Source organism: Streptomyces bluensis (genome assembly GCF_014650715.1).
GTDB classification, from domain to species: domain Bacteria; phylum Actinomycetota; class Actinomycetes; order Streptomycetales; family Streptomycetaceae; genus Streptomyces; species Streptomyces bluensis.
Genome location: NZ_BMVM01000011.1, coordinates 183,957 through 209,029 on the forward strand (window position 1 = coordinate 183,957; position 25,073 = coordinate 209,029).

A 25,073-nucleotide genomic window follows, 5' to 3' on the forward strand; every position below is an offset into this window, starting at 1 on the left:
GTAAGTGCAGGTCAGGGCCTTGTGGCGCGAGGGCGTCTGCTGGGTTGGTGACACGTCTGTGATCGCTCGTGACACGTGAGGACCCCCGTCGGCTTGCTCCGGCGGGGTCCTGCGTAGACGGGGACCTGATACGACGAAGCCCCGCCGGCTTGCTGCGGCGGGGCGTCATCGTGCAGTTGGTCATGGCGGATTGAGGCTTGCGCTGGAGGCTCCGTTGTACTCCGGCTCGCCGCTCTCAAGTACGCGGAGGAGCGAGGCGGTGACGACGCGGGCGGTGCGGCCTATCGTTAGCACGCGGCATGGGAATTCTCCGCGGCGAACGAGGTCGTAGCTCTTCGATCTCGACAAGCCGAACGCCTGGGCGGCGTCCTCGACGCTCGCGGTCCCACTCCAGGTGGCGCGGATATGCTCGGGGCTGAACGGGCCGTGATGCGTTTCGCTGCTCTGGCTGGGCATTCCTGTCGGTCGTGCCTTTCGGGTCTGAGCCTATTTGGGCGGGGTAAGGGAGCCTGGTGGTCGCACCGTGTTCGCCAGCTGGGACGGAGACTCGGGGTGCGCGCGGCTGCGTGTTCCAGGTGGCGGAGTGGTGCTGCACCTTTAGAGGAGTGGGCTGAGCTGGGAATTTGCCGGATTGGTCCGACTGGCGGCCGTGGGATCGTTTCGAAATCCGCAGGTCACGCGCGAGTGCTGAGTCGTGTTCGAAACGGCGGGCCGGAGGTCCTGAGGGTGCGCGCTCGGGCGGTCAATCTTCCGAGTGCGCCAAGTCCCAGTTCACGCAGGCGATGCTGTCTCGCGAAATGAGCAGCGCCCAACCGGCATTGCATGCCGTGTGGCGGTGACGTAATGGATCGTCGCTGTGCTGCCTTTCGGCGGGTGGTGAGGAAGTGGCGGTGGAGGTACAAGTATTCGGCGGGTCCCCGGTTTCGGTAACCGGGGACCCGCCGCTATATTGCCGCCTCGCGAGTTGGCCACGTGCGAGCGTTACCCGCACGACCCGGTCCCGGGGCCGGTGGTCTACGTCACCGTCCAGCTGGCGGCTGCACCGAAGATGCTCGCGATGGAGTTCGCCGGTTCTTGGGGTCGACTTCCCCGCCCGAGCTACCCACACGGATGTAGTCGACGCTGTCTGCGCCGCCGCTTATCGATGTTGACCGACCCGGAGCGGCGCCTCCTCGGGCATTCGCCTCGAAACGCGCTTGCCGCTACTCGTCTGCGGCTTCGTCACCCTGCTCTTCGGGCGGCGCCGACCGCCGGTACTGGGGGTGGTCGAGGTCGAGCTGTTTGGCTGCGTGCAGGGGCACGGGATAGCGCGAGCGGTCGGACCAGGCGATGGTCTGGTGGCACAAGCGCGCGGTCGCCCGTGCGAGCATTGTCCGGTCGACCCCATCGGCCACGCCGACCGGGTAGATCTCGGTCGCCGTGATTGCCCACCACGGCGTCTTGAGCTCGTTCGCCTCCCGCTCCCCCTCCTCCCCGCCCTTGCCCGGGTCGGCGTCCCAGCGGGTGATGGTTTTACCCAGGTCTCCACCCTTGGCCTGGTAGTTGCGCGGGATGTTGAAGAGGACCCAGAAGGGGTGGCCGAAGTCGACGTCGGCGCGGTGCAGCTTGGCCGATGCGAACGTGATGGACTCTTTTTCGGTTTCCGGGTCGGTCTCTCGAGGGACGGGGACGTACTGGGGTACCTCGTCGTCTGCGATGTTCATGCGGATGACCGCACTCGGCTTCTTGCGCGGTGCGTTCTTGCCTTTGCCGTACCCCGGGAGCCAGGTGCGCGGATCGGTGATGTCCTCTTCCTGGTAGCTCTGGTTCTCGTTGTGCAGGCCAGTCCACATCCGACGGCAGGCGTGCCCGTCGACCATGACGACATAGCCCATGCCGGGCTCCAGCTCGTCGCGTACGAGGCTGGAGAGGGCGTCTTCGACGTGTGCTGCTGCTTCCGCCCAGCGTTCCTTGTCTGTCTCGCCCTTGCCGTCGACGTGGAGCGCGTAGTCACTGGCATGGAAGGCAGCGATCGCCTGCCGGTAGGGCACCCAGGCCCCGATCTGAGGCGTCCACGCTCGCATCGTCCAGGCACCGTCTTCCTCCTCCGGCGGGAACAGGGCGGTGACAACGATGATGCGTTTGGTGTGCTTGCCGTCGGCGGTCTTGGCCTGCCGGCGGGCGTGGATCCCGCAGTAGACGAGGTTCCCCGCCTCGTGGCCCTTCCTGTCCTTCGCGATGGCCCGCGCGAGGCGCTGGTCGATGATCCCGAGCGAGCGGTACAGGTCGAGGAGCGCCATGTAGGCGGCGTGGTCTTTCCCCGGCTTCGGAGGACTGATTTCTGTTGCGGGATTGCCGAAAGATCCCGGTTTCATTCCCGTGGTGAACTGACAGACGAAGTCCTTCTTGGCCAGGAAGCGGCGGACTTGGAACTTGCCGTCATAGCGCTCCTTGCGCAGTAGGAACGCGTTTCGCTTCTCTCCGTCCTTCTTCTTCAGGGCCGGGATCTCGGTCTCGCACCAGGCGCCGACCATTACCTGCGACTCGCTGTCGGTGAAGTCGTCCTCGAGGGATTTGAACTCCACGGTCCGGTTGATGTCGTCGCCGTGTGACAGGAAGCGCTCGGCCTGGCGGAACACCACGCTGATGCCGGGGGCGAGGGAGACCTCCTCACCTGGCCCTGGGTCACCGATGGGCGGGCAGTCCGGGAAGGCCAGGGACAGCGCGTTGATCATGCGAAGGCGGGTGTTCCAGCGGTACCACAGGCATACGATCCGCAGGTGCTCGAAGCCCTGGGCCTTCACGGAGGCGGTGATCTCTTCGGGCGGGGGAAAGCCGATGGTGTGGAGGAGTTCGCCGGCCTCGATGCGGCTTGCACGCTCCTGCGGGGCCATCTTCTGTTTGTCCGTGGGGCGCGGCTCGAAGGTCATCGGTTCCACAGTGAAGTCGACCCAGGTGGCCTTCTCACCCAGCACCTTGGAGACGTGTTCGGCCAGGAGCCTCAGGTGGAGGGTGCCAGGTCCCGTGCCGACAGCGAAGTTGTCGTTCTGCGGCATGAGCGGGCGGATGATGCCGGCGTCAGGGGTGATGAACGAGGGGAATTCCCCCTTCTCGGCGGCTTTTTCCAGCAGGTCCCGCTCTTCGGTGACGCGCGTCTGCAGCGCTTGCAGGACGCTGATGTCCATCTCGTCGCGTGCGAGCAGTTCCAGGGCGCGCTGGTTGACTGCTCGGACGCTGCCGTTGCGCACCAGCTCGGTGTGCAGGATGGGAAGGCCGTGGCTGCCCTGGTAGATGTGCGTGGACTTGGCGTAGACCATGTTGCTGTGGACGCGGGTGACGTGGGCGTCCAGGAAGATGACGGGGTGGACGACGTTGGGCTCGGTCTTCATGACCACTGAGAGCCGGGACATCGCGTACTGGGCCTTGGTGGCCTCGTTGACCTCGGTTGCGTCGTCACGGAGGTTGTACTTGCGTCCGAAGGGGTGATCCCAGGCGATGAGGCCGCCCCGGCTGTCAGGGAGGTAGGTGACTTTCCTTTTGTTCGGGTTGGCCTTCCAGCCGATCGTGCGGTTCTTGTAGACCTGTTCGCCGTTGGCGTCGAGCTTGGGGGAGCCGTCCTTCTCCTTGTCGGCGACCTTCTTGGTGATTGGGACGAGGTCGTAGATGGTGAACTTTTCTTGGGCGAGCTTCTTGGAGATCACCCAGGGCACGGCCACGTACATCCAGTCGGGGCACTTCGGCTGCCTGCCCGTCACCGGCTTGAGGAAGCGCGTCATCTCGAACTCCTGCTCCGGCGTGCTCGCGATGGCCTCGGCCACCGGCGGTACGTCGAGGAGAACGGCCTGGTCGGTGTTCAGCCCCTTGCTGTAGCCGACGACGCACCGGAAGACGTGGCGCAGGGTCTCGTCGTCAATCTTCTCCAGTGAGACCAGGAAGTTGAGGTACCGGTCGAGGTGGACGTATCCGCCGGTCTTGAACTTCAGGTAGGTCAAGGCGGTTGAGTACGGCAGGTTCTTCTTCTCGTCCGGATGCTGCTGGCTTTTCTGCTCGTCGTCTCCGTCGCCTTTCAGCTTCTCCCATTCATCCCGCACGCTGCGCGGGAAGATCCGTACGTACACCTTCTGGCCCTGGACGAGTTCGGGGGTACAGCGCAGGGTGAGGGTGCTCGGGAGAGTGGCGGTGGTGTCGCTCAATGCTGTGATCTCTCTCGGGAGAAGCGCTGGGCTATGCGGAAAGGGCGAGGTCGACGCCTGCGTAGGTCAGGAATGCGTTGACCGCTTCGCCGTACAGTTCGGCCATCTGCTGGCGTTCTTCCGGCAGCCACCGGCCGGCCATGCGTTCGATGATGCTGGCCAGGTCGGAGCTCCAGGTCTCGTCGTGGAAGGCGTAGTCCACGAAGTGCAGTTCCATGTTGGTGCCGCCGCGTCGGGCTCGGCCGGCGAGCTGGATGAGGGACACCAGCATTCCGGCGACCATCTGTTCCTGGAGGACGAGGTCCATGGTCGACAGTTGCGGGGAGGAGCGCAGGATGGTGGCCAGGTGATCGCGTGCTGCGGTGCGGGCCTTCTGTAGAGCCTCGATGGGGTCCGCGGTTCCGCTGGCGGGCAGCGAGTTGATGCCTGCGGCGTTGACGCTGCCGTACATCCAGGTGGGATCGTCGATGATCAGCGGGGGCCTCACGCACAGGTAGATGGAGTGGATGGCTGAGCGGAGATTGACGACGATGTTGAGTCCTCTGGCGATGTTAGCCAGGGGGGCGATCAGGATGTCGCCGAATTGGGGAAATTCCTCGACCTCTTCGACGGTGATGCGGCGGACCAGTGACGGGTCGGGGAGGTAGCGGACGTTGCTGAGACGGTCTTCTTCCCGGACGAGGACGCACACGCGGTGGGAGAGCCCTTTCGCCTTGGCGATGCCGGTGGCGATGTGGCCGCACTGTTCGTAGCTGTTGGCGGTGAGGATCACGCGGGCGCGGGTGCGGGTCGATTCCGATTTGGCCAGGCGCGTGAGTTTCCTCGACAGCTTTGTCTCGTACAGGCGTTCACCGATTTCGCGCAGGGCTTCGGGCTTGTCGGAGGGGAACTGGCCGGCGATCGGGATGCGTTCTCCGGCCTTTCGGTGGCCGTTGCCGTAGGTGACGGCCGAGGACTCGACCAGGATAGATTCTTCCTGGGCGTCGGTCATCCACCACATTACGGGGGCGTGGACGTGTTCCTTGACCGCCTGGGGGAAGTAGGCCGTGGCGGAGAGCCCGAAGATGGGCCGCTCCACGCCGGCAGTGATCAGGGAAACGAGTCCGCCGAGTTCCGACACGTAGGTGTGCGGGTCGCCGGCCATATGCTGCGTGGCGAGCTTGGCGTCCTTCTCCGGGTTCTTCATGCCGGTGACCCGGTAGCCGTTGATCGGCCTGCCGATTGTTCCGTGCGGAAGTACGTCGGCGATGCCGCCGGAGCGCATCGAGTCGATGATGCGGTTGGCGCTGAGGAGCCCGGAGTGACGCAGGGACTGGGCGGTGTCGCGCAGAACGGCGAGCGACACGTCCAGTTCGCTCATCAGCGTGCGGATGAGTAGGTGGTCGATGGCCCGATTGCGTGTGCGGCCGTCGCTGATCATCGGAGCGAGGGCCTCGTGGAGCCTGAGTTTGAGCGCATCGCGCTGGTTGATGCCGCGCGGCGACACGACGGCCCCGAGGACGCTGCTAACTCGTTCCCACTCGGGGTCCAAGAGCATGGGTGTAGGAGCCGTCTCGTCGTCTTCGCCGAGGTCGGGTGCCGGTACCAGCGCGTTGAGCCGGGCGATGGCCTCAGGGGGAAGCGGCTGGCCGTCGCTGACCTGGTATTCGGGGAACAGGAGGCTGATGAGCTCGCGGTCCTTGGAGCGTGGCAGGCGCCAGCCCTCGTAGTCGTATTCGTGCCTCAGCCGCGGGACTCGGGCGTCGTCGTGGTGGTTGAGGCGGAATGCCTTGGTGCACAGGCCGGTCAGCAGAGACTCGGCCATGAGCCGGACATGGCTGACCGGTTCGATGAGCTGGTCCTCGAAGCGCAGAGGAAGGTGCTTGGCCGCGGTGTCCAGGACCTGCGGTTCTGCGGTCCACGGGCGCCGGGAGTGCAGGTCGACCGTGGTGGCGCAGCGGTCGACGGCGACGGCCTGGAAGGCGTCGATCTCGTCGATGATGACGAAATCGCTGGCGCGGAGCACGAACTCGCGGACGGTGACGGACCGGACCGGGCGGCCGTCGATCTGGATGCCCACCCGCATGGTGCCCTGGATGAAGTTGTGGTGGTTGGTGACGATCACCGTGGCGTCAGCGGCCTGGTAAGCGGGGGTGAACTTGCCGCAGGTCGGGATCCAGGGGCAGGCCAGCATCTCTCCGCCGCCGCGCAGGCTCAGGCAGTTCTCCTTGCCGGGGCGGTAGACGCCGGCGGAGTCGAGCCAGTGCTGCTGTGCGCATCCATAGGCGAGGTGGTCGACGTCACGGCGGCCTCGCTTGCCCCACTCCCCGGGGGCGTCGGGGTCCTCCTTGACGAGGGCCGCGTGCTTGAGGGCCCGTTCGTGCCGTGAAGACGGCGACATCAGCGGAGCGCACGTCGCCAGGTGCTCGGTCTTGCCTGCCTCGTGCAGGATCTCGAGGTCGCGGCTGATGTCCCAGACGGAGGCGAGCGTGGCCTTCACATCAGGGACGAGGAGGGTGATGCGGTAGTCGTTGAGCGCAGCCCACGAGCCCAGGAGACGGACCAGCACGGACTTACCGGTTCCGGTGGGCGCGTGGAAGATCTGGGTGCTGCCGGCCAGGAGGTCCAGCACGTTGACGGTGCCGGTGTCGCGTGCCTTGACCCGGTCGAGCAGGCCCGTCAGCACCTTGTGCAACCAGGGGCCAGCCTCTGTGTCCTCGTACTGGGTGTCCAGGAGCTGTGCGATGTCCTTGAGATCTTGGACGTAGACCGGGACCGTGCCGACGTTGGGCCGGGTGGTGAGGGCGGGAAGCGTGTCGTGGCCGAGAGGCTGGGTGAAAGCGGGAAAGCGGGGGATGGTCACGCGCCCGTGGACGATCTCGTTGCCCTCGGTGCGTTCACTCGTCTCGTACGTCTGGCCCGGCGCTGCGAACTCGTGGGGCTTGCGCCGGCTGCTCGGCCGCCGGTAGGGCGAAAGTAGGCTCTTGGCGTAGCCGAGGTAGTCCCCTCCCAACAGGGGGTAGGCCGCGGTGGCGGTGAGAGGATCACCGGCCAAGGTGAACAGCTGGAGGGTGGTCTCCTCGTCCTCGTCGTCGGCGTTGTCCATGGCGCCCAAGAGGATCCGCGCGGCGGAGGCGAACCGCTTCTCGTCGGTGAGGTCGGGGTTGCTGAGCTTCATCACCTCGGCCACGAGCAGTCGTTCCTCACTGCCCAGCTCATTCCATCTTTCCCATGCCTGGGGTTTGCAGCTGGCGAAGAACGCCGCGTGGCGGAAGGAGGCCAGCGGCTTGCCGTCGTCGTCCTGCTGCGGGAAGTAGTGGGCGGCCAGGGCCAGCGCGGCGCGGACGAAGGCGTCCCTGACAGTCATCTGGCTCATGCCCACACCACCCCGGCGCTCTGGCAGACCATCTTGGCGAAGTCGGTCATGGTCGCGGCCTTCATTCCGTACTTGTGGCAGGTCACGGTCAGCAGGGGGATCTGGTCGGCCCGGTGGTCGGGAACGACGAGCCATTCGGCGCCGCCCTTGTCGCCCTCGTTGCGGTGCAGGCTCTCGGCCAGGACGCGGCCGTGGGTGTAGTCCTTCACATCCACGGTGAAGACGTGCGTGCTCCCGTCAGGGCCCTTGACCTCGATGCGATGATCGTAGGCATCGCTCATCGGCCAGAGCCTGACGGCTTCGTCCACATCGGCCAGTGCGGCGGCCAGCCGCTCCCGCAGAACGGTGTGCAGACGCAGCTCGTGCAGGCCGGGCACACAGGTGTAGCGCCACACGCCGCGCTTGAGGGCCAGGTGCCCCTCGACCGGCTTCGCCTCCGGCACGGCACCAGTGGTGCCCAGCGCGAGCGCTGCCTCGTGCGGAGCCGGGGTGTCGGGACTGTCCGGATGCAGCTGCGGCGCGTCTCCGGACGTGGGCCGGAACATGAAGCTGGCACCGGTATCGGCGTGACGGCCATAGAGACAGGCGACGCGGTAGTACTCGCGGCCAGCACTCATCCGCTTGCTGATCTTCATGGGCCACTTGCACACCGTGCAGGGGAACCACCAGGTGCGGTAGACGGCGTGGTAGGGGATCGGCTCGTAGAAGCCGATCGCGTTGAGGGGCAGGCCGCGCTTGTTCAGCTCCGCGGCCGTGCCGGCCGGGCATTCCACCAGCGTGGTCCGGTCCTTGACGTACTGGGCGTCACCGCGGCCTTTGAGGATCTCGTACATCTGATCCTGGTCGATTTCGTCCTGAAGCTGCTCCTCGGTGAACCGCATCCGGCCGATCCGCCGAAGCCGCTTCAAAATCCGGTGCAACTGGGAGGTCTCCCACTGCAGATCGAAGGCGTTGCCGGTGACACAGCCCTCGGCGTCGACAACGGGAAAGTCCAGATCGCCGAAGCCGGACCGGTCCAGCCACGGTGGGAGCAGGCCGTCGACGGGACCGCGCAGCCTTCGGCGGAACTCGCCGAACGACAGAGGCACTCCGGGGCCGTACGCGGCGAGCAAGTCCCCGTGGTACCGCATCAACTTTTCGGCCCGGTCCCTCGGGGTCAGGTCCGGTGCGGTGATCGTCTGACAGGCTTTGATGAAGGTGAAGTTGATCAGGCGGAACGCCTCGAAATGCGAGAACGTCAAGCCGTCATCATCGACATGGGTCGTCACGGGAGACGACGGTAGAGCACGGGTCTGACAATGCCCCCGGAACGGCCTCGGACCGCCCTAAATGATCATTGCGCTTGAGACGCCGCAGCTGGGTATATCTCCGTATAGACATGCAGGTAGGAGGCAATGTGCTGCTGCCCGAGAGCGGTGGTGTGCCACCGGTATTCGAGGACGTGCGTATCGCCCGGTGCCATCCGGGGACGTAGTTCGATGAAACCTCTACTGGGATGCGCCTGGCGCTTCGGCCGATAGCCAACAGCCAAGTAGAACAGGGACTTACCCGTCAGCTCGCTCTCGTGGAGACCCTCCGGGCCGGCCGCGGCGACACGCAGCAGAACGCCCCACAGCCATTCAGACAGCAGATGCGCGGGAGGCGCCGACTCCGCAGGCTCTCCCAGCCCGGCGCGGGCACAGGCACGGCCGCGGCGCGTAATCTCCACGAGGATCCGGTCTACCTCGCCGACCCCCGGAACCTCTACGCGGTCCTTGGTCACTTTGATCAGTCCCAGCCGCTCCAGGGAGTGGAGGGTGGCCCCGGCCCCTTGATCGTGGACGCCAGCGCTCCGCAGGCGCTGCTGAAGGCGCGTGTGACCGACTACTTCGGTGGGTGCGTCGAGAGTGAACGGCAACCTCCGCCACTGCTTGGCCGGCGGAACCCTGACCTGGTTCTGCCGGCGCATCCACATCTCAGTTTCAGTCATCTGGTCATCGCGCAGGATTTCCCCCAGATAGACCTGCTGCCGTTCATTCAGCCCCTCCCAGCCCTCGACCGCTGACGCCGGCGGACCGTGCCGCTCCCGCTCGGGCAGACGCGGGGGCTCATCTCTCGGCCGCGTGCGCATCCAGGCGTCCATCACCATCCGGACGGGCACCTTGTACACGGCGGCCAGCTGCTGCACGAGTCGGCCCGTGTGTCCCGGCTTCCTCCAGTTCCAGCCGGACACCTGACGGCCCCGCTCCAGGCTGCGGACTTTGTGTGCGTCCACGAACAGATCACAGCCGACGGCAGTCGCGCGAAGACGGGTGGCGACCTCTTCTGCGGTGAGGCCAGCGGCATACCGGAGGTCAACTAGTGTCTCGGACCCGCTGGGCGTTCCCGTGAGGTCGGCGGTGGTGCAGCCCAGAGCATCGGCGAGCCGCCGCACGTTCCTGGCTTCAGGTACATACCTGCCCTCCTCCCAGTACACGACCACGCGGTACGTGACCCCCACACGGTCGGCAAGCTCCTGCGGAGTAAGCCCAGCCTGCTCGCGCAGCGCCCGGATCTTGGTGTGCTCAATGGCCAGCAGACGCCTCGGCATACCCGTAGGGAACCCCAGTGAAGACTTCATGGCAACTACTCGCAGAGTGGCTATCAGCCTGAAAGTGAGTTCAAGCGAGTGCGGGGAGTGCACGAAGTTCAGTCGCTGTACTTAGTCCCCATGGGCCCCGCGCTCGCGCTCCGGAGTAAGGAGTGAGTGCTTCGAAGGCACGTGCTCTATCCACTGAGCTACGGGGGGTTGACCTACGTAAACCCAGCTTCCCAGCGCTGTCCCCCGGGACGCGGAGGACACATGGTGGGATCGTAGATCCCTGGTGACCGAGGGACGCAGGCGCTCCCCGATCAGGCCGAACGCAGGGCCTCACGTTTTCTCCACGGCACGGAAGCCCCTGGCGGAAACAATTCTGCACCCGCCCGGCGTTGTCGATCTCCGAGCCGAGGAGGGGAAGGTGTCGGGCCTGAAGCTGTTCCACACGACAGATGGCGGTGTGACGGAGGTCGCGCCGCGTCTTGCTGATGTCGAGGCGGATGTGCAGGGCCTCATCGAGAGGCACATGCAGACGATGCTGGGGGTGCGGTTCCTGGCGAGCGAGTACAGCACCGGTGCCGTGCACGGGGGACGCATCGACTCGCTCGGCCTGGACGAGAACAACGCTCCCGTGATCGTCGAGTACAAGCGCGGCACCGACGCCGGCCTGATCAATCAGGGCCTTTTTTACATGTCCTGGCTCCTCGACCACAGGGATGCTTTCCACCGGCTGGTGCGCGAGCGGTTGGGATCGGCGGTGGCGGCCCAGGTCGTGTGGACCGCGCCGCGGCTGATCTGCGTGGCCGGCGACTTCAGCCGCTACGACGTCCATGCAGTGCGCGAGCACCGGCGCAGCATCGACCTGGTCCGCTACCGCTTCTACGGCACCGACCATCTCAGCCTGCAGACCGTGGCTTCTGTCACCGGACAGCCTGTGGGCACCCGGGCAGGAAGCCGCGTGCCGGGAGCCCCGCGCGCGTGTGCGGGGGCGGGTGCGATGGAGGAGCTTGCGGCGGCCGTGGATGAGGTCCTGCGTGGTCTGGGTGACGACGTGATCGCGGTGCAGCGCCAGCAGTACCGCGCCTTCCGGCGACTGCGCAACTTCGCCTGCGTGTGCACCCCGCAGCAGTCCAAGCTGCTCGTGTACCTCAAGGTGGACCCCACGCAGGTAGACCTGGTGCCGGGGTTCACCCGTGATGTCACGGGACTCGGTCACCACGGAACGGGGGACCTGGAGGTGCAGTTGCGCACGGACCGGGACTTGGAGCGGGCCGAGGACCTTTTCCGTCTTGGCTACGCCGTGGCGTAGCTGCTTCACAGCCGGGAGGACCACTGGCGAGTTATTCGGTTGTGAGAGGTCGTCGTGTGCTGTCTTTCCAAGCGGCGGTCAAAGGAATGGCGGTGGACTACCAATGGTGCGGCGGAGTCCTGGTTTCGGTAACCGGGACTCCGCCGCTATATTGCGCCCGAATCTGGTACGGCAGTACGGCGCGATTGACGGCTTGAACATCCGGGCTGTGGAACGGGTTGGCGAGGATTCGCTGACACTGCACGTGGCGCCGCTGAAGGAGTTTTCGCCCTCAGAGGTCGGTATTTAAGTGCATAGGCGATTTGCTGTCACCTGAACGTGTGGCAGCACGCTATTCCGGCCGGTCGGCGGGCTCGGGCGTGTTGGGCTCAGCAACGTGAGCGAGCGCAAGCCCTACAAGGCCGACCTGTCCGACGAGCAGTGGGCGCTTGTCGAGCCGGTGATCGCCGCATGGAAGGCCGCACACCGCTCGGCCAGCGGTCACCAGGGCCGGTACGCGATGCGGGAGATCGTCAACGCGCTCCTCTACCAGGGGCCGCACCGGCTGCCAGTGGGACCTGCTTCCGCACGACCTGCCGCCGCACGGTGCGGTGATGTACTACTTCACCAAGTGGCGCGATGACGGCACCGACCAGGACCTGATCCGCGCCCTCTTGAGCCGCATCGATCCCACCCAACGACGCTTCGACTGACGCGCCGACTGGTTTGCCGTCGCCAGCGGCAGGCGACCCGGCTCATTTCGACCGTGCCCTCGTGTGCGGGTGCCCCCTGTTAGGCCTCTCGGTTGCGGCGAGCTGGAGTTCGTGGAAGGTACCGTCGTGGGGCGTCGCGAAGAGGTTGCTCGCTTCGGTGTTGGGCTTGGTGCTCGTTGAGGTCGCTGCCCGATTCCCCCTGCCGCGTCCGCTGAAGCCGTTCCCAATGCTGGGCACATCGTCACCGGCAGGACGAATGTGGCAGGTAGGGAGAAATGATCTGGAAACAATGTCCTCGGCTCGCATTGTGAGTGAGATCACGAGGTTCATTTTTTGAGTCAGCGACTGAAGTCTGCATTGACATGTGCGTACGGACATCGAAACGGACAGCATCGGAGGCAGAAAAACAGCATGTCCGCAGCCTTGTATGGGCGTTCGGGCAGCCAAGACCATGCTCTTTTCGCCTGACGGGTCGTCTTGTCCATGTAAAACGCCGCTGCGATCATGTCGACGATTCCCGCCCTTGAGAGCCACGGACCTTCAGACGGCTCTGCGGCGCTACTGAAAGGTAGTCCGTGTTAAGACGCATCCTCCTGCCTGCCTTGATCACCTCCACGCTCCTCGTGGGAGCGACAGTTCAATCGACGGCTTCTGTTGCAGACACCGCCGACCGGCGCTCGGCTTCCACCAGTCAGGTTCCCCCCGCATCGGACAAAGAGCGCCTGGATGGAAGCGCCACCCGGTCCGGCCCCAGCGAGGAAGACTGCACAGAGGCCGCAGAACGAGCGGCACGCACCGCCACCGCACCTCGCCGGTACAACTGCTTGACCCAGCTCACACCCGCCGAGGGTAAAGCAGCTCTTGCGTCGAGCGTAACGGCCGGAAACGCTGGTGCATCTGCAGCGCTCGACGCTCCGCTGCCGGTGAACGACTGCACCGGTGACGAGGACGGCTCCTGGTACGCCACCCGGACCATGCAATGCCAGATTTACCCGAACGTGAAGTACACCTACCGGGACAGCGACGGCAAGGTGCTCGGCACGGCTCTGTTCGCCACCGCGCAGCAACTGGACCTGGCCACCAACAGCCTGCAGTGGACCGAGACCGACCAGATCACCATGCTGTCCTCCACCGGGACGCTGCCCGCCAACCTGGGTGTGTCGTGGACGACCAACTGCTCCGCCACCTGCACCCCGAAGAGCACCAAGCCCTGGGTGCAGACCTCCATCCGTGACGGACAGAACCTCAAAACGACCTACACCCTTAGGGACGTGCCGTCCACCGTCTACGACTACATCGACCTCGACTACCAACTCTCCATCGGCGCACCCGAGGCCATCGACCTGCTGCCGCCGATCACATGGGGCGGCGCCGAAGTTCGCTGTGACAACAAGCTCTCCAGTCTCGACAAGGCCGGCTGCGTGGTTCCCTGGTACACCCCAACACTGCACGTCTCACGGGCGCAGTACGGCTCGTCCGCGGACATGATTGAGTGGGCCCAGAACAACCTCTCCGGTCACTGGGGCCTGCGCGGAACCGGCCAGCCGCTCCACCGCCTGCAAAGCCCCTCGCAGCAGGACAGCAACCGACGCGCGATCTGCGGAACGACGAAGTTCACTCCTGACCCGGCCATCCAGGACGACTCCTGCGACGAGTTCCCCTTCGCTGGCACCTACGAAAGCGGTGCACTCAACGGCGTTGACCACGGTAAGGACTGCGCCCAGGTCACCGCAGTCCGCGCCGGAACCACGAACGACCTGGCTCTGGACTGGCCCACCGTGACAACGGTCGGGACCGTCTCCGGCAGCGAAAAATGCGTGCGCGGCCACATCCCCAGGAGTTTGAACACTGACTTGGGCGGAGCCTACGGCGTGTTCATCAAGGACGTACTGCTCGCAGACGACGACCCGTTCTGGATAAGAGTCACCTTCTAACTCCCTGACAGACACGCCACCGATGGCCGGGCGGTCAGCCTCGCAAGTGCTGGAGGCTGACCGTCGGAAGGGCACCCTTGGCCACCCCCGGGGAAAGCGTCAGCCCAAATGCGCGCTCCAGCGCCAGCAACGCCATCGCAGACGGGGACCAATCGTCGTCGAAGTCGTCTTCATCCTCAGGGAAGAAGCCGACGTCAGCCAGAGCACTACGGATGCGAGAGGTATCCGCGCCCGTTGTCATATGAACCGCCCAGGCATCGAAGTCGGCCATGATCTCCCCGTCCCGCGCGTGCACGATGCGGGTCGTACCCGCCATCTGATACCACACCGACACTGCCTCGGTCCCCATGGACAAGCCAGAGAGCACCGACGGCTGCAGCAACCTGCCGTGCGCATCAACATCGAGAAGAAAGATCCAATCCCCGCTGCGGCACACCCTCACCGCCGGTGTCTGCTCGTCCCACCCGAAGCACTGCAACGCCTCCTCGGGAGTACACAGCGGATACGGTGCCTGATCGGCGACACCCAGGCGCGACAGCACCTCGTCGAGCGAAGGCCCGCGCACACACGTGATGCCGAAGTGATCCCAGGGCACACACCCGGCCAATACAGATTCCGTCACTACCTAGCGTCCTTCAGCTCAACAGGTGTAGGGCGTGCCGTGACCGGGTCCTGGGCACGGTCAACATCCCGTGCCCACAAGCCCATTCGCATCGGTGAAACAAATTGTACCGCCGACACCTCGTCCCAAAGCAGCGCAACAAACCGCAGGGAACTACTGGTTCAGCAACCGTTGGCTATCGGGCTGGTGGACCAGCCACTCCTGAAGCAAGTGAACTCGCTATCCGCTACCGAGCCGGATTCGCATCTCTCGACGCGCTGCTCGACAACGGGTGACGAACTGCCGCTGTGCATCCGCAGGACGGCCCATCATCGCCGAACAGCTTGGTGGTCAGACGAGATCGTCGACCTAAGCGGGTTGGGACGCCTGCTGGGGGGATCGGCTCTCACTGACACGTCAGTGGGCGTACCCGACGGGCATTACACAGACGAGAGCATGCGGGTCACGGCCGTCCCCACTCGCAACGCGATCATGCTGTCAGTAGCAGCAGGAGTCGCCGTTGCGGCCAAGGCGGACACCGTCGCATTCGGGGCCCATGCCGGCGATCACACGATCTATCCCGACTGTCGGCCGGGGTTCCTCGAACAACTGGCCCGTACGATCCGCGTCGGCAACGAGGGCTTCCTTGTTGAGGACTTTCAGCTTGTCGCGCCGTTCCTGACCGTCACGAAGACAGACATCGTGACGGCAGCGGCAGAAATGGGCGTGCCGTTCGAGCTGACATGGTCGTGCTACAAGGGCGGTGATGTGCACTGCGGCACGTGCGGGACCTGCTGGGAACGCAGGGAGGCCTTCGAGCGCGCAGGCATCACTGACCCCACCCGCTACGCTGCTGCGCCCACAAGGGAGCGTTGATGAGCGGCCTGTGGCGCATCGGGAAGAAGTTTCGCTTCGAAGCGACTCGCGAGGTGGACGGTCGGCTCGACGGCCGCACCTTTACCGCGGAGGTCGTGCTGGCCTCCGAGACCTTGTCCAGCCCAGGTTTCGTCGTGGACTTCGGTGTGCTCGCGCCGGTGAAGAAACACATCGACGCGGTGCTCGACCACCAACTCCTCAACGAGGTAGTGCCTGACCCTTGAAATTCCCCACCGGCGCTCCCTTTGTTCCCCAGACCTGCTTTTGTTCCTCACCTCGCGATGCCACGAGCGCTGAAGGTGAGAAAGCCCACCGCGCAGGCGTCCACCGGTACTCACGCCGCGCGGATCGGTGTGTCGAGCACGGAGGCGATCGCCGCGGTATTGGCGACGATGAACTCGGCCAACTGCGGAGGCATCAGCTTGAGTTCCCTAATGGTCTCGGCTGTGAACGGTACCCGTACCACCTCGTATCCGCCCCGCTCAGGCTTGCTGAACTCTGTACCGGTCCGGGCGCTCAGGTTCATGGAGTACAGGCGGGCGGCGAAGATGTGCTGGATGCCGATACCCCCGTTCAGTCCGTCACTGATCAGGTGAACCAGCTCGGCGCGCTGCAGTGTGGCGCCTAGCTCCTCGAACACCTCGCGGTGCAGTGCCGCTTCGATGGTGGGGTCCTCGTCCTCGACTCCGCCGCCCACCGTGACCCAGTACGGCTCCTGGCCCGGCTTCGTGCGTTTTATGAGCACCAACTCATCCCCGTCGATGAGGATGGCACGGGCACTGCGCTTGACGATCTCGATCATGGGTTGGACCCACCTCTGCTTACGTTACGGCGGCAAGCTGGCCCAGTGTGCCTCGCGTCACCACCCCTTCTGGAAGGCGGGGTCTGTGCGGAGGTGTCTGGGCAGCTCTGCGGCGTCGTCGCTCTTCTGCTCGGTGAGGGCTGGCCTCTCCGTCTGTGGGTGGCTCTAGGACCTGGGTGGCTGCTGGAGATTGCGAGGCGGTCGTCAGTGCGACGTCAAGTGCGCCAACTGGAGTCGATGGAGAGCTGGTTGCGGTTGGTGGCTTCCTGCGCGAGGCGTTGGCCGGCGGTGAGCAGGTTGTGGGCCTGTGCGGACAGGGGCGTGGGCAGCCAAGCGGCGAGTGTCTGGGCGCGGTCGTCGGCGATGGGGGTGGAGGGGGTGGGGGTGTGGCCGAGGAGAAGTCGGTAGAGGCCGGTAGCCGGTTGGATCGGGGGCAGACCGTGTTGGAGGGCGGTGAGGGATGCGCGAGCGGGGATGGCCAGGCCGTCAGCGTCGAGGTCGCCGTAATAGAGAATGCGGTGGATGCCGGGGAGTTCCGTGAGGCGGCTGACGGAGGCTTCGAAGGATCGTCCGGCTCCGAAGGCGATGAACCGGGTGCGGCCGGGCTGCTTGGAGAGCAGGTCGTGGAGGGTGGCATACGTGTCGCTGTTCTCCACCACCAGAAGGGCGTTGCCGTCGCCGACTTGGTGGTGGGCGAGCGGGGGCGGCTGGCGGTAGGTGGCCAGCTGATCGAGGGTGAGGCGCCCGGGGGCGAATAGCGCGCCAGAGATGAGGGCGTCGAGACGTTTCTCGTCGCGGAAGATCTCGTAGGACCGCTCGCGCAGCGGGATCGGCGTACGCCGATCGGGGGCGTTGCTGCTGTCCCGGAACCAGCGGCTGCATGCGAGGAGGTCCTCGGTCTGGGCGGAGGTGAGACGGGCGGTGTAGGCCCAGTCGAGTTCCGGGCGCCAGGAGACGGGGCGGCGAGGCGCGCGCGGCGTGGCCGGGGTGGCGGTGGGCAGGCGGACTTGTTCGGGCAGGCGTGGTCGGCCGGCGTCCCAGCGGGCGCTGCTGGTGGGCAGGGTGAGGAGGCGGTGGTCCGCGAGTTCGTGCAGGAGTGTGGCGAGCGCGGTGCGTGAGTGCTCTCCGCTGGCCAGGCCGGGCAGGGCCGCGGTGAATGCTTCGACGAGAGTGGCGCGGGAGATGGTGGCCTTCTCGGCTCGGGCCTGCAGCGCGGCGCTGAGGCTGGCCGCTGCGGGTGACAGTGGCGGGGAAGAACCGGCGGTCATTGAGCGGAGGACTCCTTCGTGTACAGGCGCGCGGAGTGGAGGTAGCCGGACGGGGCGGCGGCGCCGTCGTCGGGGGTGATGCGCGGGGCGGGGACGAGGGCGTGGCGGATGCGCTCGTCGAGGCGGATCAGGGACAGGCCGGCGCGGGCTTCGGCGTCGTTGCGCAGCGGGATGCACATGGGGAAGCGGGCGGTGACCTCTTCGTCGCTCAGGCCGGTGGTGTAGATGAGCTGGATGCCCAGGGCGGCGGCCATCTCGAACTGGAGGTCGACGAGGTAGGCGGCGTTGGCGCGGCCGATCGGATTGTCCAGGAGCAGCAGTCCGCCGTTGCGGGTGCGGCTGCGAGGGCCGGGCGAGGTGCGCAGCGCGGCTAGGGCGCAGTAGAGGAGGATGGCGCCGGTGAGTTCCTGACCGCCGGAGAAGGTGGTGCCCATCTTCTCTACGGGCACCCGGGTGATCCGCCTGGCGGCGTTGGGCTTCATGACCTCGGCGGTGAAGCCTCGGGGTACGGCCTCCTTGAGGCAGCGCAGGACGACGTCGATGCCTTTGAGTTTGCGGGTGCGGGGGTTTTGGGCGAGGGCGTCAACGGTTTCGCGCATCGCGGCGGCGAGGGGCTGCTGGTCGGGTTTCTTGTAGCGGATCGTGAGGAATTTCTGTCCGGCCCAGGGCGCGTCGCCGTCGGGGAAGGCGGAGAAGCGGCTGGCCTGGTCGAGGCGGTGCAGCAGATCGGTGACGTGGGCGCCGAGCTGCGAGGCGAGGGCTTCGCGGGTCTTGGCCATGGCGTGCAAGTCGCTGGTCAGTGCGGCGATGCGGGAGCCGAGCGCCTGGGTCCAGTTCTCGGCCAGGGCAGGGATCTTCGCGCCGCCCAGGGCGGAGATCTGCGTGCGCAGCGGAATGTCGAGTCCTTCGAAGCGGACGTCGGCGGCTTCCTCTTTAAGGCGGCTGACGCCGGTTTCCAGAGCGCGGTCGGCGTCGTGGGCGGCCTGGTGGCGGGTGCGGTATTCCTCGGCGGCCTGCCGGGCTTCTGCCTCGGCAGCCTCGGCGGTGCCCGGATAGGGGTTCGCTTCGGCGGGCAGGTCGAGACCGTGGGCGGCGCTTTCCAGGCGCGGCAGGACGGACCGGAACGCCGCCAGGTCGCGGCTGCTGTTGGCCTGGCTGCGGCGGGCGCCGTTGTAGCGTTCGGACGCGCCGCGCTCCGTGGTACGGGCTTCCTCCAGCTCCCGTGCCGCGCGGGCACCCAGGGCGGTGGCGTCCTCCAGAGTGGTCGGCGTCCAGGCGGCGGCCTCTTCGCCGGTCAGCGGTGCTGCCGAGGCTGCGGACTGGAGGTGGTCGGTGCGGACCTTCAGCTCGCTCTCCTTGTCGCGCAGTGCGTTGAGCCGGTCGTCGAGGTCGGTGAGCTGTCCGGCCAGGTTGCGCAGGATGGCGTGGCGCTGGACCTCGTCGGTGGCCCGCGGGTCCGCGCTGAACTTCTGGGCGAGCGCTTGAATCGGCCCGGGCACCTGGTTCCATTCCCTCTGGCACCTCAGAAGGTGTTCTTCAGCGCGGGTGGCGCGCTGCTGCTGGTCTTCGCCCACTTGGACGGCGCGCAGCTCGTCCAGGGCCTGCTCGTAGCGGTGCTTGAGTACGGGGAGAGGCTCGTGCGGTGCGCCGGGTTCGGTGGTCGCGTCGCCGCCGGGCGGAGCGGGGACGGCGCGGTGGCTTTCGGCGTGGGTGTCGGCCTCCTGCCGGGCGGCTTCGATGGCCTGGGCGCGGCGCAGCAGCTCCGCTTCGGCCCGCTTGCACGCGGCACGCAGATCGTCGGCTTCGGTCCGCCACTCCTGGCACTGCGCGGTCAGGACGGCGATGCGGTTGTGGGCCTGGGCGGCTTCGGTCTCGGCGCCGGCCAGCTGCCGGAGGACGTGCAGGGCGCGCTGGGCTTCACCGGTCCGGTCGACGAGCTCCTCGTACGCCTGCTCCGCCTCGTGCAGGGTGGCGTCGTGCCTCTCGGCCGCGTCGCGGGCCTCCTGGGCGGCGGTCTCGGACGCGGCGGCGGTGGTCTGCAAGTCGTTCAGCTGGGCGAGGCGGTCGGGGACGGGCATCTGTGCGCAGGCGTCCAGCCAGTTGGCGAGGTGCCGCTCCAGCTCCCGTGCCTCCGCCAGGCGCGTGTCGAGGACCTGCAGCTGGCGGGTGGCGGCCGTGATGCGCGCGGTGACCTCGCCTCGTTCGCGTCCGGCGGCGTCTTCGTCGTGCAGGGCGGGGGAAGGCTCGATCACGAAGCGGTCGTTGTCGGTGGCGGCTGGGCTCAGCAGACGCTCGCCGGTGCCCACGGTCACGGCGGCGGCCGGAAGGGGGCGGGTCTGTTCCAGGTGGCGGCGAGCGGTGTCCAGGCCGTCGGCCCCGCCCACGATGATTCCACCGATCAGGTCGGGGTGCGCGCGGATGACCCCGGGGTGGGCGTTGGCGGGCACGTTGTCGTGCATCCACCGCCAGCCGGGCCAGGCCGCGATGCCGTGCGCGACAAGGTCGTCACACAGGTGCCGCACGGCAGGGCTGGCCGGGTGCAGGCCCCCGCTCGTATCGAGCACGTCGAGCAGGTCCTGGTCCTCGCGCAGGCTGATGCGGGTCCGGGTGAGCGTGGTCTCCAGATGGGCGATGCGGCGTCCGGCGGCCTCCCCCAGCACGGCGGCATGTTCATGGAGCAACTCCAGCGCGTCGGCGGCGCGCAGCTCGTCGGGCTCGGCTTCGAGGAGGTCGGCGCACAGCGGCAGGGACTGGACGGCCGTGGCCTGCTGGCGCAGCCGGTCGGTCTGGGCGAGCGCCGCATCGGCCGCGGCACGGTCGGACAGTGCCCGCCGCTGTACGTCGGCCAGGTGCTGGTGCGCCTGATCGCGCCCCGTGCGGGCGGCCTGACGTGCTTGTTTGGCCTCGTCCATGAGCTGGCCGAGGTGGCAGGTGTGCGCCTCGGCGCGGGCCGCGGCGTCCCCGGCCTGTTCGTCGGGCTCGACGAGCCGGTCGCGGCGGGCCCGATCCAGCGTGGTGGTGAAGGAGTCGATCTGCTCACGGAGCGCGCGGAGATCGGCCTGGGCCGCGCCGGTGTCTTGAAGGAGCCGTTCGCGGCGGCGCTGCCACTGCTCGATGCCGGTCTCGGTCTGCCGGTTAGCCTCGGTCAGCTGGCGGACCTTCTCCAGGGCGGCGGCCTCGGCGCGGGCGTACCCGGCACGCAGGTCGGCTGCTGCCTGGTGGACGGCCATGATGTAAGGGGCGGCGGTGCGCTCTGCCAGGCTGAGAGCCTCCTGGGCGCGGGCGTGATCGTCCTGGGCCTGCGCATGGCGCAGCGCCGCCGGAACCATTTCCCAGCCCGCCTTCTCGGCTTCGGTCTCCTTCTTGTCCTGCTCGGCGCTGCGCTGCTTTGCCCGGAGGGCGCCCAGTTCGAGGGTGCTGGCGTGATGGCGTACGTGGTGCACGCGCCGCTCGGCCCGTTCGGCCACCCGCTTTGCCTCCTCGTGCTCGCGGTATGTGTCGGTGACAGCGTCGGCGTGAACCGTGAATGCGTCGGACAATTGCCGCTCGCGGAGCTGGACAGCGGCGGTCAGCTGTACGAGCTGCTGCTGCGCACCCTCGGCGGCGCGGGTGGTCTCCTGCCGCCTCTGGTGAAGCCCAGCGACCTCGCCACACGCTCGCTGCATGGCTAGGGCGAACTGTCGTTCCCTGTCCCATGCGGCGCGCTGGTCGTGGGCCTGGGCGTAGGAGTGGAAGGCGGTGCCCAGCTCGGCGTACTGGTCGTCGTCGGTGGCCTTGCGCAGCAGCCAGTCCACAAAGGCGTCGGATGTGGTGGTGGTGAACGCCGCCGCCGCGTCGCTCTCCTTGGCGTTCATCCGGCGCTGCACGTCGAACAGATCGGGCTGCAGCCCCAGGGTGCGCTGGTGTTTCTCCCATCGCTCCTGGCCGTCCTCGATGCGCAGTTCCAGGGCGTCGACGCGGCGCTGCACGTCGCGCAGCTCGGTGCAGTAGTCCTCGAACGGCAGCCAGTGCCCGTCGCGGTGGAAGGGCAGACGGTCGGCGTCCAGGGCGGCGGCCGGGTGGAAGCTGTAAAAACGGCGGTGCAGTTTCCCCTCGCGGTCCGGGGCCAGGATCTGGGCGGTGACCAGGAGGCGTCCGGTGCGTGTGTCGGCCCATTCGAGGACCACGTGGGAGGGCTGTGCCAGGGACACGGTGAAGTTCCGCAGCGCCTCCACGTCCTGGTGGCGGTGCGGGATGGTCGTGCAGGTAATGCCGGTCAGCAGTACGCCCTTGCCGCCGCCGTTCTGCAGCATGATCAGGTTGGCCGGGGCCGGGCGGTGGGTGACGTGGCCGGCGGCCGGGATCAGCGAGGCGGTCTCCACCTCCGGGCCGGCGCCGGAGAAGTCCAGGGTGACGTCTTCGTATCGTGCGTCGACGGGGCCGAAGTTGCGCAGCAGAATCCGGTTGAGTTCGTACATGGCAGGCGTCCTTACGGCAGGTCAATGGGGCAGCGGCGAACCCGGCAGGGCGTCATCGGCGCTCAGGGCGGTGTCTGCCGCCGACTCGGAGGTGGCGGCCTGGTCGCGGGAGGGCAGGGCGGCAACGCCCAGGGCCGCCAGTTCCCGCAGCATGTCGCCGGCGGCCTGGTCGCGGATCTGCAGCCGGTACTTGACGCTGGTGGCGTACGTGCCGGCGTCCTCGTCGCTCACCTTGCGCACGAAGCCGTGCTCGGCCAGGTGGGTCAGGGCCCGGCGCACCAGGGAGTAGGTCACCGTCCTGGGAGTCTTGTCCGCTCGCGTGGTGCCGGTGGCGTTGCGGCGCAGATAGGCCCGCCACAGTCCCTCCAGGCCTGGCTGGCCGGCCGGGGGGTCGGTGTCGGCGTCGGTTTGGGCGAGCCGGTGCTCGATGGCCCGGGCCAGAGAACGGACCTCCTCGTCCACCCGCTTGACCGTGACTCGGCCGACGTGCTCGTCGTCGTCGAGGTCCTCCGGTCGGGGGAAGGCCAGGGCGGCGATGGCGAGCTGGGCCAGCAGATACAGCGGCCGGTCGGCGGTCTGCGGGACCAGGTCGGGCACCGAGACGGCGAAGTCGGTCTCCGGGGTGGTCCCCAGGACCAGGCCCGGCATGCGGTGGACCTCCAACACCGTCAGGTCGAAGCCCTGGGCGATCTTCCGTACGATCTGGGCGAAGTCCGGTTCGGTCTCGAAGCGCCGGACCAGCCGCGCGTACGCGCCGGAGCGGGCCGGTGCCTTGCCACGGGCCAGGGCCAGAGCGACCATCCGGGCGGCGTCTGCAATGTCCTCGTGCTGGGTCACGCGCTCTCCTGGTCACGGTCAGGGATGGGCTCCGCCGACGACATCCGGTCCTCGGCGGCGGTAGGGGCATCGGATGGCCCGGGCGGGAGCGGGTGCTGCGATTGGGTGCGGATCAGTAGGAAGTCGCTGCCACCGAAGCGTTCGTCCACCAGGTCGGTGCCGTCGTCGACAGCCACGACGGCAGGTTCGCCGACGGCCAGTTGACGCACCGGCACCTGCCGGAAGAGCTGCTGCACGCGCATCGCCAGGAGTGCGTCCGTGCCGGATTCAGAACCCATGCCGGGGCCGGGCAGGCGGGCAGAGCCAAGCAGTACGGACAGCCGCACTCCCCGGTCGGTGGCAGAGTCGAGCAGGGCGTCCACCGCCTCGTGCTGCGCGTCGCTGAATACGGTGGTGTGCTCGCCGTCGCCCGGGTCGTCGTCGTGTGCGACCGGTACCAGGTCCCCCGCGGTTGATTCGCTGACGCGGGTCAGGGCCTCGAAGTAGTCCGGCAGATACATCACGCGGGGCTGCTGCGGGCCCAGGACAGCCCGGGTGAACGCTTCCAAGGGGCCGAGGCAGGCATCCAGGGAAAATTCCATCACCGGTTGCAGGAGCTGCTCGTGCATGTGCACCCGGGCGTGCAGGGTCGGCGCAACAAACACCTGGCGGTCCTGTTGGCGCCGGTACTCCGGGCCGACCTTCAACAGCATGTCGATGAGCACCGAATGCCGTTGCATGCATTCGACGATCAGCGCGCCCAGCCCCTCCAACTGCCGGCGCTTTTGCACGTCGTCAGTGACCTCCAGCAGCTGGTCGACTCGTTCCTTGAGCTGTTGCTCAGTCGCGGAGCGGCTGCGGACGTGTTCCAGGGCCTCGTCGACGGTCTCCTTGACCTCCGTATCCCAGTCCACTGCCCGCACGTTCCGCTTCATCGCCTCGATACGCCCGTGGATGTCCTTGGCGTAACGGATGCTCTGTAGACGGGCGGTGTGCGCGATCTGCCACGCCTCGCCGATACGGGCACGCTTGAGCAGCGCCTCCAGCTTGGCCTCGGCGGCGATCTGTTCGGAAGCGATGTCCACATCGATCGCGTGCACCAGCACGGTGATCGCCGCATCCGTGGCAATCAGCGCCGCCTGCCCCACATGGTCGGGCACCTCCTTGAGGATCTGGAAGGACGTCATACGGGTCTCGAACCCCTCGTCCGTCACGCTGCCGATCGCGTGATGGAACGCCCGGTCGCGCTCCTCGGTGTTGATCAGCCGTTCGGTCACCCAGCGCGCGACGGCCCGGTACTCCTCAACTGGGCGTCCCGGCAGCTGCAGCGCGGCGAACTCGGCCACATGATCTACCACCGTCTCCTGGCGGACCGCCGTGCGCATGTCCGTGCGCAGCGTGACGACATCGATCGCGGCCAGCGCCAGCTCGGCCAGGCGGTAGCCCTCCCACCCCCGCTCGGCCTTGGCCTTGCTGCTGTCGAGCGCCAGTAGCGGGCGAACCACCGCCAGCGCCTTCATGCGTGAGGTAATGCTCTCGTAGACCGCCCGTGGCTCCTCAAAGATCACCCGGAAGGCTCCAATCGCCCTTTTTCCACTGTGAGTTCACGCTAGAACGTGGCACTGACAATCGCGGTGGGGCCGAACCGGAGCGGTCGGCAGAGAGGGGGATGAGGCGCGCACCTCCCGTGCAAAAGGGGCCATGCATCTTCACGGATCGTTCCCTGACCGGACCGGTTGATGCGATCGCCTGGCGCCGTCGCGGACCCTGCCCGCTGGGCGCGCAGGCCGGTGGTGAGCGGTACGCACGCGCGGATGCGATTTGGGGTCGGCATGCGGGACGGGCCTCTCGGGGGTCGGTGCAGGTACGGCGCAGGACTCTCATGGTGGTGACGATCCGCGGTTTCGCTAACCGGGGCTTTCGTGCTATCTGCGTGTGCCATCCCAGACCGGGGCGTCGGACCGGTTTCTGCGACGTCACCGCTGTCCCGCCGCGACGCGCGCGGGGGGCGCACAGCCGCAGATCTTCTCGCTGTGTCGGCCGCAAGTGCCCGCTACCAAGGCGAGGGCCATAGCCGGGTGTAGCTCCCGGCGTGGTGACACTACGGGGAGAACAAGATGGCGGTTAACAGCGTGGAGACGCGGCGCAGCCCAGGCGGTACCCGAGTTCGTCCCTGTGCAGCGCGGAGCGGGGGATCTTCAGAGGCGCGCGATGAGTAATTCCCGGCCACCGCG

Annotated in this window: 15 protein-coding genes and 1 pseudogene; 5 read left to right on the plus strand and 11 right to left on the minus strand. The window is 67.1% G+C overall.

From position 1 onward, the window contains the following. Positions 1-180: 180 nt before the first annotated feature. From IE262_RS25850 to IE262_RS25870, 5 genes are all read right to left on the minus strand, one after another. A complete protein-coding gene (locus IE262_RS25850; protein ID WP_189876967.1) occupies positions 181-456 on the minus strand; it encodes a helix-turn-helix domain-containing protein in 276 nt (91 codons plus the stop codon). Between the two features lie 746 nt (positions 457-1,202). After that, positions 1,203-4,172 (minus strand): RNaseH domain-containing protein, encoded by a 2,970-nt coding sequence (locus IE262_RS25855; protein WP_189876969.1) that lies wholly within the window; start codon positions 4,170-4,172, stop codon positions 1,203-1,205. Between the two features lie 31 nt (positions 4,173-4,203). Continuing rightward, positions 4,204-7,527, minus strand: coding sequence for an ATP-dependent DNA helicase (locus IE262_RS25860; RefSeq protein WP_189876971.1), 3,324 nt, complete (start codon positions 7,525-7,527; stop codon positions 4,204-4,206). Further along, complete coding sequence (locus IE262_RS25865) at positions 7,524-8,768, minus strand: restriction endonuclease-related protein (protein WP_189876973.1); 1,245 nt, start codon at positions 8,766-8,768, stop codon at positions 7,524-7,526. Before IE262_RS25865 ends, IE262_RS25860 begins: the two co-directional genes overlap by 4 nt. Before the next feature lie 92 nt (positions 8,769-8,860). Beyond that, positions 8,861-10,096 carry a helix-turn-helix transcriptional regulator gene (locus tag IE262_RS25870; protein ID WP_189876975.1) on the minus strand — a complete coding sequence of 412 codons (1,236 nt, stop codon included), beginning with the start codon at positions 10,094-10,096 and terminating at the stop codon, positions 8,861-8,863. A gap of 409 nt (positions 10,097-10,505) precedes the next feature. Here IE262_RS25870 and IE262_RS25875 point away from each other — a divergent pair, with 409 nt between their 5' ends. From IE262_RS25875 to IE262_RS25885, 3 genes and pseudogenes are all read left to right on the plus strand, one after another. After that, the gene (locus tag IE262_RS25875) at positions 10,506-11,393 is read left to right on the plus strand and encodes a DUF5655 domain-containing protein (RefSeq protein ID WP_189876977.1); all 888 of its coding nucleotides are present in this window, start codon (positions 10,506-10,508) and stop codon (positions 11,391-11,393) included. A gap of 376 nt (positions 11,394-11,769) precedes the next feature. Continuing rightward, positions 11,770-12,082: pseudogene (locus tag IE262_RS25880) on the plus strand (transposase); the annotation flags it as partial. 605 nt (positions 12,083-12,687) lie between these two features. Continuing rightward, a complete protein-coding gene (locus tag IE262_RS25885) occupies positions 12,688-14,019 on the plus strand; it encodes a hypothetical protein (RefSeq protein WP_229877469.1) in 1,332 nt (443 codons plus the stop codon). A gap of 34 nt (positions 14,020-14,053) precedes the next feature. Here IE262_RS25885 and IE262_RS39660 read toward each other — a convergent pair whose 3' ends face one another. Then, a complete protein-coding gene (locus IE262_RS39660; RefSeq protein WP_229877470.1) occupies positions 14,054-14,641 on the minus strand; it encodes a DUF6461 domain-containing protein in 588 nt (195 codons plus the stop codon). 210 nt (positions 14,642-14,851) lie between these two features. Between IE262_RS39660 and IE262_RS39665 the strand changes: the two genes are divergently transcribed. Together IE262_RS39665 and IE262_RS25900 are read left to right on the plus strand one after the other, a co-directional pair. Beyond that, a complete protein-coding gene (locus IE262_RS39665; protein WP_229877493.1) occupies positions 14,852-15,496 on the plus strand; it encodes a 7-cyano-7-deazaguanine synthase in 645 nt (214 codons plus the stop codon). Beyond that, the gene (locus IE262_RS25900; RefSeq protein WP_189876983.1) at positions 15,496-15,720 is read left to right on the plus strand and encodes a 6-carboxytetrahydropterin synthase; all 225 of its coding nucleotides are present in this window, start codon (positions 15,496-15,498) and stop codon (positions 15,718-15,720) included. Before IE262_RS39665 ends, IE262_RS25900 begins: the two co-directional genes overlap by 1 nt. Before the next feature lie 110 nt (positions 15,721-15,830). On the opposite strand, the gene IE262_RS25905 is transcribed toward IE262_RS25900, so the two are convergent. The 5 genes from IE262_RS25905 to IE262_RS25925 all read right to left on the minus strand — a co-directional run bounded on the left by IE262_RS25905 (position 15,831) and on the right by IE262_RS25925 (position 24,407). Further along, complete coding sequence (locus tag IE262_RS25905; protein ID WP_189876985.1) at positions 15,831-16,298, minus strand: NUDIX hydrolase; 468 nt, start codon at positions 16,296-16,298, stop codon at positions 15,831-15,833. A 215-nt stretch (positions 16,299-16,513) separates the two neighbouring features. Continuing rightward, the gene (locus IE262_RS25910; RefSeq protein ID WP_229877471.1) at positions 16,514-17,566 is read right to left on the minus strand and encodes a Wadjet anti-phage system protein JetD domain-containing protein; all 1,053 of its coding nucleotides are present in this window, start codon (positions 17,564-17,566) and stop codon (positions 16,514-16,516) included. Next, positions 17,563-22,023 carry a coiled-coil domain-containing protein gene (locus IE262_RS25915; protein WP_189876987.1) on the minus strand — a complete coding sequence of 1,487 codons (4,461 nt, stop codon included), beginning with the start codon at positions 22,021-22,023 and terminating at the stop codon, positions 17,563-17,565. Before IE262_RS25915 ends, IE262_RS25910 begins: the two co-directional genes overlap by 4 nt. A gap of 21 nt (positions 22,024-22,044) precedes the next feature. Further along, on the minus strand, positions 22,045-22,860 hold the full coding sequence (locus IE262_RS25920; RefSeq protein ID WP_189876989.1) for a hypothetical protein: 816 nt from the start codon (positions 22,858-22,860) through the stop codon (positions 22,045-22,047). Further along, positions 22,857-24,407, minus strand: coding sequence for a hypothetical protein (locus IE262_RS25925; protein WP_189876991.1), 1,551 nt, complete (start codon positions 24,405-24,407; stop codon positions 22,857-22,859). The genes IE262_RS25920 and IE262_RS25925 overlap by 4 nt, the downstream gene beginning before the upstream one ends. Between the last annotated feature and the right edge of the window lie 666 nt (positions 24,408-25,073).

Excerpts from the sequence above, each read along its gene's own strand:
- IE262_RS25850 (WP_189876967.1), bottom strand. The coding sequence starts at position 456 with ATGCCCAGCCAGAGCAGCGAAACGCATCACGGCCCGTTCAGCCCCGAG.
- IE262_RS25860 (WP_189876971.1), bottom strand. The coding sequence starts at position 7,527 with ATGAGCCAGATGACTGTCAGGGACGCCTTCGTCCGCGCCGCGCTGGCC.
- IE262_RS25870 (WP_189876975.1), bottom strand. The coding sequence starts at position 10,096 with ATGCCGAGGCGTCTGCTGGCCATTGAGCACACCAAGATCCGGGCGCTG.
- IE262_RS25900 (WP_189876983.1), top strand. The coding sequence starts at position 15,496 with ATGAGCGGCCTGTGGCGCATCGGGAAGAAGTTTCGCTTCGAAGCGACT.
- IE262_RS25905 (WP_189876985.1), bottom strand. The coding sequence starts at position 16,298 with ATGATCGAGATCGTCAAGCGCAGTGCCCGTGCCATCCTCATCGACGGG.
- IE262_RS25910 (WP_229877471.1), bottom strand. The coding sequence starts at position 17,566 with ATGACCGCCGGTTCTTCCCCGCCACTGTCACCCGCAGCGGCCAGCCTC.
- IE262_RS25915 (WP_189876987.1), bottom strand. The coding sequence starts at position 22,023 with ATGTACGAACTCAACCGGATTCTGCTGCGCAACTTCGGCCCCGTCGAC.